At 44.6% G+C, this 11,408-nt stretch carries 10 protein-coding genes; all 10 read left to right on the top strand.

From position 1 onward, the window contains the following. Window positions 1-371: 371 nt before the first annotated feature. The 10 genes from ylqF (at window position 372) to N4310_RS05170 (ending at window position 11,349) form a co-directional block, all read left to right on the top strand. On the top strand, window positions 372-1,223 hold the full coding sequence (gene ylqF / locus N4310_RS05215; RefSeq protein WP_262092343.1) for a ribosome biogenesis GTPase YlqF: 852 nt from the start codon (window positions 372-374) through the stop codon (window positions 1,221-1,223). Beyond that, on the top strand, window positions 1,210-1,968 hold the full coding sequence (locus N4310_RS05210) for a ribonuclease HII (RefSeq protein ID WP_262092341.1): 759 nt from the start codon (window positions 1,210-1,212) through the stop codon (window positions 1,966-1,968). The genes ylqF and N4310_RS05210 overlap by 14 nt, the downstream gene beginning before the upstream one ends. A 39-nt stretch (window positions 1,969-2,007) precedes the next feature. Continuing rightward, window positions 2,008-2,850 (top strand): DNA-processing protein DprA, encoded by an 843-nt coding sequence (gene dprA / locus N4310_RS05205; protein WP_262092339.1) that lies wholly within the window; start codon window positions 2,008-2,010, stop codon window positions 2,848-2,850. A gap of 81 nt (window positions 2,851-2,931) precedes the next feature. Next, window positions 2,932-5,025 carry a type I DNA topoisomerase gene (gene topA, locus N4310_RS05200; protein ID WP_262092338.1) on the top strand — a complete coding sequence of 698 codons (2,094 nt, stop codon included), beginning with the start codon at window positions 2,932-2,934 and terminating at the stop codon, window positions 5,023-5,025. Further along, on the top strand, window positions 5,025-6,362 hold the full coding sequence (gene trmFO / locus N4310_RS05195) for a methylenetetrahydrofolate--tRNA-(uracil(54)-C(5))-methyltransferase (FADH(2)-oxidizing) TrmFO (RefSeq protein ID WP_262092336.1): 1,338 nt from the start codon (window positions 5,025-5,027) through the stop codon (window positions 6,360-6,362). Before topA ends, trmFO begins: the two co-directional genes overlap by 1 nt. 145 nt (window positions 6,363-6,507) lie before the next feature. Further along, the gene (locus N4310_RS05190; RefSeq protein WP_262092335.1) at window positions 6,508-7,344 is read left to right on the top strand and encodes an alpha/beta hydrolase; all 837 of its coding nucleotides are present in this window, start codon (window positions 6,508-6,510) and stop codon (window positions 7,342-7,344) included. Window positions 7,345-7,356: 12 nt separating this feature from the next. Further along, window positions 7,357-8,097: an esterase family protein gene (locus N4310_RS05185; protein ID WP_262092334.1), complete on the top strand. Its 741-nt coding sequence runs from the start codon at window positions 7,357-7,359 to the stop codon at window positions 8,095-8,097. Window positions 8,098-8,110: 13 nt separating this feature from the next. After that, on the top strand, window positions 8,111-9,277 hold the full coding sequence (locus N4310_RS05180; RefSeq protein WP_262092333.1) for an ATP-grasp domain-containing protein: 1,167 nt from the start codon (window positions 8,111-8,113) through the stop codon (window positions 9,275-9,277). Between the two features lie 142 nt (window positions 9,278-9,419). Next, the gene (locus tag N4310_RS05175) at window positions 9,420-10,388 is read left to right on the top strand and encodes a thiamine pyrophosphate-dependent dehydrogenase E1 component subunit alpha (RefSeq protein ID WP_262092332.1); all 969 of its coding nucleotides are present in this window, start codon (window positions 9,420-9,422) and stop codon (window positions 10,386-10,388) included. 16 nt (window positions 10,389-10,404) lie between these two features. Next, window positions 10,405-11,349: an alpha-ketoacid dehydrogenase subunit beta gene (locus tag N4310_RS05170; RefSeq protein ID WP_262092331.1), complete on the top strand. Its 945-nt coding sequence runs from the start codon at window positions 10,405-10,407 to the stop codon at window positions 11,347-11,349. Window positions 11,350-11,408: the final 59 nt, after the last annotated feature.

Here is an 11,408-nt window from a genome sequence, read left to right as displayed (position 1 = left end):
GGAAATTTCAAAAAAATCCAGTTCTATCAAGCGATTGAGTTAGGTTGATTATAACATAAAGTGATAAACTCGGGAGGGGGCGAGCCTCTCCTTCAAAGAGCAGCGGAATGTGGTATAATGAATAAGATTATATAAAAAACAGTTGTAAACGTTGATTTAATAGCGTTTCTAGCTGTTTTAATTCAATAAAGTGGCATAACTGTTTTCAATTTGATTGACAAGTTGATCAGTCATTTTTTCTGGTATCGGGGGACTCTATTATTGGTCAGATTTATCAAGAGCAACCCCCTGAATAAACCCTGGTTGAATAGGATGAATAATAGGAGGAGTAAGCATCCTCTAAAAACTTGGTAGTGAAGGAGATTTTAAAGATGGCAACAATTCAATGGTTCCCTGGACATATGTCCAAGGCGAGACGGCAGGTGCAGGAGAGTCTCAAGTTTGTCGATTTTGTGACGGTCTTGGTCGATGCGCGCTTGCCCCTATCTAGTCAAAATCCCATGTTAACAAAGATTGTTGGGGATAAGCCACAGTTGTTAATTCTCAACAAGGCAGATTTGGCAGATCCGCAGGTAACCCAAGAATGGCGTACTTATTTTGAAAAGCAGGGCAAGACGGTTCTGGCTTTAAATTCTAAAGAGGCCTCCAGTGTCAAGAAAGTGACCGAGGCCGCGAAAACGCTCATGGCTGCTAAATTACAACGGCAGGAAGAGCGTGGAATCCGGACACAGACTCTGCGAACCATGATTATTGGGATTCCCAATGCTGGAAAATCAACCTTGATGAATCGTTTGGCGGGTAAAAAAATAGCGGTAACGGGCAATAAGCCAGGTGTGACCAAGGGCCAACAGTGGTTGCGGACCAACAAGGATTTGGAAATTTTAGACACACCAGGGATTCTGTGGCCAAAATTTGAGGATGAGCAAGTGGCTTTGAAACTAGCTCTAACGGGAGCCATCAAAGACCAGTTGCTACCAATGGACGAGGTGACGATTTTTGGACTGGATTACTTCAAAATCTATTATCCAGAACGTTTACAGGAGCGTTTTCCCAAGCTATCCTTGGATTTGGAAACACCGGATTATATTATGGATGGGACAAACTTGTTAGGTTTTCGAGAGGATTATGACCGTTTTTACCAATTGTTTGTCAAAGAGGTTCGTGATGGCAAGCTTGGACGTTATACCTTGGACCGGGTAGGTGATTTAAATGGCAACGATTAACGAAATTAAGGCCTTACTAGCAGGGGTGGATCGCTTGGACCACCCTCTTTTTCTGGACTTGCAGGAGGATTCACGGCAGGGGGTTCAGAAGCTCTTGGTACAGCGGCAAAAGCAGTTGCAGGCTGCCTTGGCTGAGCAGGAGCGCGTGGAATCCTTGGTGGCTTTTGAAAAGGAGTTGTATGCCCAAGGATACACAACGATCGCTGGGGTTGACGAAGTTGGTCGCGGACCCTTAGCAGGACCCGTCTTGGCTGCGGCAGTCATTTTGCCAGCCTCTAGCCGGATTAGGGGGATTAACGACTCTAAAAAATTAAGCAAAAAGAAATTAATGGAAGTCTATGAGGCCATTAAAGCAGAAGCGCTTGCTATCGGTATTGGCTGTATCGATGCAGCAATGATTGATCAGGTCAATATTTACCAGGCTAGTAAGCTGGCCATGCAGGAAGCGATCCAGAAGCTGGAGATTCAGCCGGACTATCTTTTGATTGATGCCATGGAGCTGGATCTTCCGCTGCCGCAAACCAGTTTGATTAAGGGGGATACCCGTAGTCAGTCGATTGCTGCAGCTAGTATTATTGCCAAGGTAGAGCGGGATCGACTCATGGAGGCTTATGATCAGCAGTTTCCAGGTTACGATTTTGCAAATAATGTGGGTTATGGGACAGCGAACCATCTACGGGGCCTAGCCCAACTAGGTCCTTCTCCTATCCATAGAATGACCTTCGCTCCCCTCAAGGATCTGTAATTTTTCATCTCTTTTGCGAATAAGCAAGAGAGGTGAATCATGAAAGCATTTGATATCTTTTACTTACGTAAGTTAGGGTTAAGCAATTCTCAAATTCGGAAGATTATCGATTATGAGAAAGGCCGAGGAGAAGAAGTTCTCCGCAATCGGTTGGTGGTCTCTGGTTGTAAAGAGCCCTTTGACCGCCTCCAGAAGGCTAAGAAACTGGATCCACAGGCCTTGCGAGCGGAATTTCATTCCTTTCCCTCTTTTGTCGTAGACGATTCTGTCTATCCAGCTAGTCTCAAAGAAATTTATGACCCGCCCTTGTTGCTGTTTTACCAGGGGAATCTGGACTTGTTACAACTGCCTGCGCTCGCGGTTGTTGGTAGTCGTATGGCCAGCCCTTACGGAATCCAAGCTGTTTCCAAAATTATTACGGAGCTTCAAGGAAAATTGGCGATTGTCAGTGGCTTAGCCAGGGGCATTGACACCGCGGCTCACAAGGCAGCCCTCAGAGCAGCAACACCGACAATCGGGATCTTAGGGACTGGCTTGGGCCGGGTCTATCCTCTGGAAAACAAGCGCCTACAAGAATATATGGGACAGCACCAACTATTACTGAGCGAGTATGGTCCCCAGGAAACTGCCAAGCCCTACCATTTTCCCAATCGCAATCGGATTATCGCAGGCTTGTCTGCAGCAGTTTTGGTGGCTGAAGCCAAGGTACGGTCGGGCAGTTTAATTACAGCGGATCGCGCCCTAGAATCTGGCCGGGAGATCTATGCCATTCCTGGTTCGATTCTATTAGAAAGTCATGAAGGGTGTCACCAGCTCTTGAAAGAGGGAGCACGCTATGTTTCATGCGGTTTAGACATTCTCAACGACTTAAAACTAACTTAAAGTTTTCCTATAGAGATACTGAATTGTTGACAGGATTATGAAAATAGAGTAAACTTGTCCCAGTTTAATTTGAAGTGAAAGGTGAAGAGATTGGTTACGAAAACAAAGAAAAAAACCACTCCTAAGAAAAATTTAGTGATCGTCGAATCCCCAGCCAAGGCTAAAACGATTGAGAAATATCTCGGTCGTAATTACAAGGTCATGGCTAGTGTGGGCCATATTCGCGATCTGAAAAAATCCTCCATGTCTGTTGATTTTGAAAACAATTACCAACCTGAATACATCAACATTCGTGGAAAAGGACCCCTAATCAACGATCTTAAGAAAGAAGCTAAAAAAGCCAAAAAAGTCTTTCTCGCAAGTGACCCAGACCGTGAAGGAGAAGCTATTTCTTGGCACCTGGCCCATATCCTGGATTTAAACCTAGAAGACGACAATCGCGTGGTTTTTAATGAAATCACAAAAGATGCGGTTAAGAGCGCTTTTAAAGAACCTCGGAGCATCAATATGGATCTAGTGGATGCCCAACAAGCCCGACGCGTTTTAGACCGGATTGTGGGGTATTCCATTTCTCCGATTCTTTGGAAAAAAGTCAAAAAAGGGTTGTCCGCCGGCCGGGTTCAATCTGTCGCCCTTAAATTGATTATTGACCGCGAAGCTGAAATTAATGCCTTCATTCCAGAAGAATACTGGACCCTCGATTCCGTCTTTAAAAAAGGCAATAAGCAGTTCCAAGCTTCATTTTATGGAGTGAACGGGAAAAAGAAAGAGTTGAAAACCAATGAGGATGTTCAGGAGGTACTCAGCCTTCTTAAATCCGATGACTTTGAGGTAACTAAGGTTGAAAAGAAGGAGCGCCGGAGAAATGCGCCCCTTCCTTACACAACCTCTTCCCTCCAACAGGATGCGGCCAACAAGCTCAATTTCCGGACTCGAAAAACCATGTCCGTGGCGCAGCAATTGTATGAGGGAATTAAAATTTCCGGCGGAGTTCAGGGGCTCATTACCTATATGCGTACTGACTCCACTCGGATTAGTCCCATTGCGACCAATGAGGCAGCTAACTTTATCACCGAGCGTTTTGGAGCCAATTATTCCAAACACGGAAGCAAGGTGCGAAATGCTAGCTCAGCCCAGGATGCTCACGAAGCCATTCGTCCCTCTAATGTCCACCTAACGCCTGAATCAATCAGCAAGTATTTGGACAAGGACCAATTGAAACTCTACACCTTAATCTGGAACCGTTTTGTAGCCAGTCAAATGACTGCAGCCATCTTTGATACCATGAAGGTCAATTTGGAACAAGCCGGTGTGCGTTTCACAGCTAATGGTAGTCAAGTTAAATTTGATGGGTATCTAGCTATTTATAATGACAGTGACCGCAATAAAATGCTGCCAGATATGGAGGTTGGCGATCAAGTCAAACGGATTTCCAGCAAACCCGAACAGCACTTTACACAGCCACCCGCTCGCTATTCAGAGGCAACCCTGATCAAAACCCTGGAGGAAAACGGTGTTGGCCGTCCTTCGACCTATGCCCCAACCATTGAAACCATCCAGAAACGCTATTATGTTAAATTGGCAGCCAAGCGCTTTGAACCAACCGAGTTGGGTGAAATTGTCAACAAGCTAATCGTCGAGTTCTTCCCAGACATTGTCGACGTTCATTTCACAGCCGACTTGGAAACCCGTTTGGATGATGTCGAGATTGGCCAGGAAGAATGGCAGAAGGTTATTGATCAGTTCTATCAACCCTTTAAAAAAGAATTGGGCAAGGCTGAGGAAGAAATGGAAAAAATCCAAATCAAGGATGAACCAGCTGGCTTTGACTGTGATGTCTGTGGAAATTCTATGGTGATCAAACTAGGCCGCTATGGAAAATTCTATGCCTGCAGTAATTTCCCCGACTGTCGTAATACTAAGGCGATTGTCAAGGAAATTGGTGTGACCTGCCCTCAATGCCAACAAGGGCAAGTAATCGAACGTAAGAGTAAAAAGAATCGTCTATTCTATGGTTGTGATCGCTATCCAGACTGTGAATTTACCAGCTGGGACAAACCTGTTGGGCGAAGTTGTCCAAAATGTCAGGGAACGCTCGTTGAAAAGAAAGTCCGCGGTGGCGGCAAGCAGGTTGTCTGTGTCAACGGAGACTATGAAGAAGCAAAGGTTAAATAATGTATAAAACAACTCATATTAATGTAATTGGCGCTGGTTTAGCCGGCAGTGAAGCGGCATATCAGATTGCCAAACGTGGCATCCCAGTTCGCTTGTATGAAATGCGGGGACCTAAAAAAACACCCCAACATAAAACCGATCAATTTGCCGAGTTGGTCTGCTCCAACTCGCTTAGAGGAGATGCCCTAACCAATGCGGTAGGATTGCTCAAGGAAGAAATGCGTCGCTTAGATTCTCTTATCTTAAAATCTGCAGAAGCAACCCGTGTTCCTGCAGGCGGAGCCTTGGCTGTCGACCGGGAAGGTTTCTCGCAAGCCGTGACAGAGGAACTATCTAACCATCCGCTGATTGAGGTTATCCGTGAAGAGATCCAAGACTTACCTGAGGATGAAATCACGATTGTGGCGACTGGTCCCTTAACCAGCGATGCCCTAGCCGAGAAGATCCACGCGCTCAATGGTGGAACTGGTTTTTACTTTTATGATGCGGCAGCTCCGATTGTGGATGTCAACACCATCGACCACAGTAAGGTTTACCTTAAATCTCGTTATGATAAAGGGGAAGCAGCCTACCTCAATGCTCCCATGACCAAGGAAGAATTTATGGCCTTCCATGATGCCTTGGTCAACGCAGAAGAAGCTCCTTTGAATTCGTTTGAAAAAGAAAAATATTTCGAAGGCTGTATGCCCATTGAGGTCATGGCAAAACGGGGTATCAAAACCATGCTTTATGGTCCGATGAAACCTGTTGGACTGGAATACCCAGACGACTATGAAGGGCCGCGGGATGGGGACTTCAAAACTCCTTATGCCGTAGTTCAGCTTCGTCAGGACAATGCGGCTGGTAGCCTTTACAATATTGTTGGCTTCCAAACCCACCTCAAATGGGGCGAGCAAAAACGGGTATTCCAAATGATTCCTGGTTTGGAAAATGCTGAGTTCGTCCGCTATGGGGTGATGCACCGGAACTCCTATATGGATTCTCCTAACCTCCTCAGCCCAAGCTACCGTTCCAAAAAGCAAGTCAATCTCTTTTTTGCAGGACAAATGACGGGAGTCGAAGGTTATGTGGAATCAGCGGCTTCTGGCTTAGTAGCTGGGATTAATGCTGTTGCCCTTTTCCGGGGTGAAGAGGAGGTGCTTTTCCCGCAAACAACTGCCATTGGCAGTTTACCGCACTATATTACTTCAACCGATAGCAAACACTTCCAGCCGATGAATGTAAACTTTGGGATTATCAAGGAATTGGATGGGCCGCGTATCCGTGATAAGAAGGAGCGGTATGAGAAAATTGCTGCACGAGCGCTGGAGGATTTGCAACCCTATCTTGAAAAATAAGAACTGAGACTGAGTCTGGCCTGGACTTGGTCTTATTTTTATTCATTTAAGAAAACTTTTTGAAAATCTTCAAAAATATATATACAGCCTTGGGCTTTTGTGGTATACTGAGTTAAAGTTTTTGAATATAGAGAGTTTTCAGACAATGAATCAATCTTACTTTTATTTAGACATGCAGACGCATGAATTGGAAGTTCCTTATAGTGGGGAAGCTCGGCGCGTGCGGGTTCTTCTTCCAAAGAACTACGAACAAGATACGGAGCGCTTCTATCCGGTTGTTTACTTCCATGATGGTCAGAATGTTCTCTATAGTAAAGAGGCTTTTAGTGGCTATTCTTGGAAGGTCATTCCAACCATTAAGCGTAATCCAGATATTGACCGAATGATTGTGGTGGCTATTGATAATGATGGTGAAAACCGCATGAATGAGTACTCTGCTTGGAAATTCCAAGGAGGGATCCCAGGTATTAGTTTTGGTGGTAAGGGAATTGAATATGCAGAATTTGTTATGGAAGTGGTCAAACCCTTTATTGATCAGGAATACCGAACTAAGCCGCAACGGGAATATACGGCTATGATTGGAAGTTCTCTGGGTGGGAATATTACCCAATTTATGGGGTTGGCCTACCAAGATCGGATTGGTTGTCTGGGAATTTTCTCTTCGGCCAACTTCCTACACCAGGACGCTTTCAATCGCTATATTGAACGAACACCGATGCTAGCTCCGCAACGGATTTATATCTATGTAGGAACTCAAGAAGACGATGAGACGGATAAGAGCTTAATTGGAGGTAATATTAAGCAAGCTTATGTTAGCTCTTCCATTCGCTATTTTAAAGATCTCATTCGTATGGGGCATAGTATTAACAATCTAGAATTAGTAGTGCAGACAGATGCTGAGCACAATGAGATTGCTTGGTCTGAACAACTAGGAGATTGTTTCCGATTTTTGAGTCGTTTTTGGCACCATGATGAAAGGTAAAAGGAGAAGGTTATGAATATCGAAAATCTTGTACATTGGAGTCACGAATTAGGTCGTGACATGCACTTGAACCGTTATGGGCATGCTGGAGTACCAGTGATTGTCTTCCCATCATCAGGTGGCAGCCACAATGAGTTTTATGATTTTGGCATGGTGCATGCGGCTCAACGTTTTGTTGACGAGGGCAAAGTCCAATTCTTCACCTTGTCTAGCATTGATGATGAAAGTTGGGAGGCCAATTGGAAGCCTGGTCATGATCGTGCTTTAGCACACTTGGCCTATGAACGCTACGTGATTCAAGAGGCAGTGCCTTTTATCAAATCCTTGACTAATTGGGAAGGATCTTTGATGACCTCTGGATGTTCCATGGGAGCTTATCATGCCTTGAACTTCTTCTTGCAACATCCAGATGTGTTTCAAACAGTAATTGCCTTGAGTGGTGTGTATGATGCTCGTTTCTTTGTTGGTGAATATGGAGATGATAAAGAAATTTACCAAAATTCTCCGAGCGACTATATCTGGCATCAAAATGATCCATGGTTCCTAGACCATTACCAGTCTGCTAATATCATTGTTTGCACGGGTCTAGGAGCTTGGGAACAAGATGGATTGCCCTCATTTTATAGCTTGAAAGCAGCCTTTGAGGACAAACAAATTCCAGCCTGGTTTGATGTGTGGGGCTATGATGTGGCCCATGATTGGGATTGGTGGCGTGTCCAATTCCCGTATTTCTTAGAAAGTCTTGATTTATAAAAGGAGATGAATTATGAATTACATCGTTATTTCACCGTATTACCCACAAAATTTTCAGAAATTTTCTATTGAATTGGCTAAACAAGGGGTCACTGTACTCGGTATTGGCCAAGAGCCTTATGAGCAGCTGGGGCATGAACTACAGGAGGCTATGACCGAATACTTCCGCGTATCTAACTTGGAAGATTTGGATGAAGTAAAACGTGCAGTGGCCTTTCTATTCTACAAACATGGTCCCATTGACCGCATTGAATCACAAAATGAATACTGGTTGGAAATGGATGCCCAACTACGGACACAATTTAATGTCTTTGGCCCTAAAAATGGAGATATTGAAAAGACTAAATTCAAGTCCAAAATGAAGGAAATTTTCCGTACAGCAGGGGTACCTGTAACTCCAGGGCGTGTTGTGACCACCGATGAAGAAGTGGAGGAAGCGGTTGAACGTCTCGGTCTTCCTCTCATTGCAAAACCGGATAATGGAGTAGGGGCTGCGGCAACTTATAAACTGGATGACCCACGTTCTGTTCGGGATTTCCTTGAAAATTGGGATCGCAGTGTAGCTTATTTCCTAGAACCATTTGTAACCAGTACAGAAATGTGTACCTTTGATGGCTTGGTCGATGCTGAGGGGGATATCGTTTGGTCAACATCCTTTGACTACACAGATACTCCATTAAACATTCTCTTACAGCAAAAAGGGTTTGCTTATTACACCCAGATGGAAGTCGATCCTTTACTACGCCAGTATGGAGAAGCAGCTGTCAAAGCATTCGGTATGAAAGAACGCTTCTTCCATATTGAGTTTTTCCGAAATGGCGATGACTATATCGCTGTCGAGTACAACAACCGTCCTGCTGGAGCCTTTGCAATAGATGTCTACAATTTTGGATATTCACGTGATCTTTTCCGTGACTATGCTAGCCTTGTTGCTGGTAATGGTTTCCCTGAAGCAGATGGTCCTGTAAATCATGCTCTGGCAATTGCTCGCCGTGATCGGTTCAACTATCAAATATCCAAAGAAGAGCTTTTGGAGCGCTATGCAGCGAATTTGAAAGCCAGCCTTCGTATGCCAGAAGCATTTGCAGAACTGCAAGGAAATGATATGTTTATCTTCACTTCAGACAATCTTAACGTCATTCACAATATCATCCACGACGTTGAAACGTTGGCGGAATAATTGGAACCAATCAAAGTCTAGCTAGTGTTAAAAAACTCTAACACTCTAGGCTTTTTTCTTTTGTAACTTTTCCTTTGACAGGGATTTCAAGACAAGATAAAATAAGAAGTGTAAGTTTGTGAAATTTAAGAAGGGGAAACATATGGAAACACTAGATAAATCTCTTTTACTGAACATGTTTCGTAAAATGGAAGAAATTCGTCGCATGGATTTAAAAATCGCCCAACTGGTGAGAAAAGGAAAAGTTCCAGGGATGACCCACTTTTCCGTTGGGGAAGAAGCTGCCAATGTTGGGGCTATGATGGCCCTCAATCCCGATGACTTGATCACCTCCAACCACCGTGGTCACGGCCAAGCCATCGCAAAAGGCATCAATCTTAATGAAATGATGGCTGAAATCCTCGGGAAATACACCGGAACCTGTAAAGGGAAAGGGGGGTCCATGCACATTGCTGATCTGGATGCTGGAAACCTGGGGGCCAATGGAATTGTTGGGGGTGGTATGGGAATCGCCGTTGGTGCTGCCCTAACCCAACAAATGAAAGGAACTGACAAAATTGTTGTCTGCTTCTTTGGAGATGGGGCTACCAATGAAGGAGCCTTCCACGAAGCGGTGAATATGGCCTCAATTTGGAAGTTACCAGTTATTTTTGCTTGTATCAACAATGGTTATGGAATCTCAGCAGATATCAAAAAAATGACCAATGTGGAGCATATTTATCAACGGGCTACTGCCTACGGTATTCCAGGTATCTTTGTTGAAGATGGTAATAATATCTTGGATGTCTATAAAGGTTTCCAAGAAGCCGTTTCCCATGTTCGTTCTGGTAAGGGACCTGTTCTGATTGAAAGTGTAACCTATCGTTGGTTGGGACACTCCTCTTCTGACCCAGGTAAATACCGGACACGCGAAGAAGTTGAAGAATGGAAGAAAAAGGACCCGATTGAAAATTTACGGAAATACCTACTAGATCAGCAAATCGCTAGTTCTGAGGAATTGGATACTATCCAGGCAGAAGTTAAAGAGCTGGTGGAAGAATCTGTTCGATTTGCTGAAAACAGCCCATTCCCACCCCTAGAATCAGCCTTTGAAGATGTTTATGCGGAGTAAGAGAGGTATATCACACATGGAAACTAAATTAATGTCATTTCGGGATACCATTATCCTAGCTATGTCTGAAGAAATGCGCCGAGATCCAGATGTTCTCCTGATGGGAGAAGATGTCGGAATCTTTGGTGGCGATTTTGGAACTTCTGTCGGGATGTTAGAAGAATTTGGTCCCGAGCGGGTTCGCGATACGCCGATTTCAGAATCAGCCATTTCTGGTGCTGCAGCAGGTGCTGCCATGACTGGGCTCCGTCCGATTGTCGATATGACCTTTATGGACTTTTCTGTCATTGCTATGGATGCGATTGTCAACCAGGCTGCTAAGACCCGCTACATGTTTGGAGGCAAGGGCAAGGTGCCTATGACTGTCCGCTGTGCAGCTGGGAATGGTGTTGGCTCGGCAGCCCAGCACTCCCAATCCTTGGAGAGCTGGTTTACCCATATTCCAGGCTTGAAGGTTGTCGCTCCGGGAACCCCTGCCGATATGAAGGGGCTTCTTAAAGCCTCTATCCGCGATAATAACCCTGTTATTATCTTAGAGTACAAATCCGAATTTAACCAAAAAGGCGAGGTGCCGGTCGATCCTGAATATGTGATTCCTTTAGGTAAGGGGGAAATTAAAAGAGAAGGAACCGATGTCACCGTCGTAACCTATGGTAAAATGCTTCGGCGTGTTCTCCAGGCGGCAGAAGAGTTAGCTGAGACTGGCGTGTCTGTTGAAGTCGTTGATCCACGGACCTTGGTGCCTCTGGATAAGGAAATCATCATCAATTCCGTCAAGAAAACAGGAAAAGTTGTTCTCGTCAACGATGCTCATAAAACAAGCGGTTTTATTGGAGAGATTTCTGCAATAATTGCTGAATCAGAGGCCTTTGATTATTTGGACGCCCCAATTCGCCGCTGTGCGGGTGAAGACGTTCCAATGCCTTATGCTGCAAATCTTGAGAACCCGAATTATTCATAGATAACTAAAAAAACTTCTAGAAACCCTGATAGATCAATGTTTCTAGAAGTTTTTGATTT

It is taken from the genome of Streptococcus danieliae (genome assembly GCF_025447695.1).
GTDB lineage: Bacteria > Bacillota > Bacilli > Lactobacillales > Streptococcaceae > Streptococcus > Streptococcus danieliae.
This window is presented reverse-complemented; position numbering and strand designations above follow the sequence as displayed.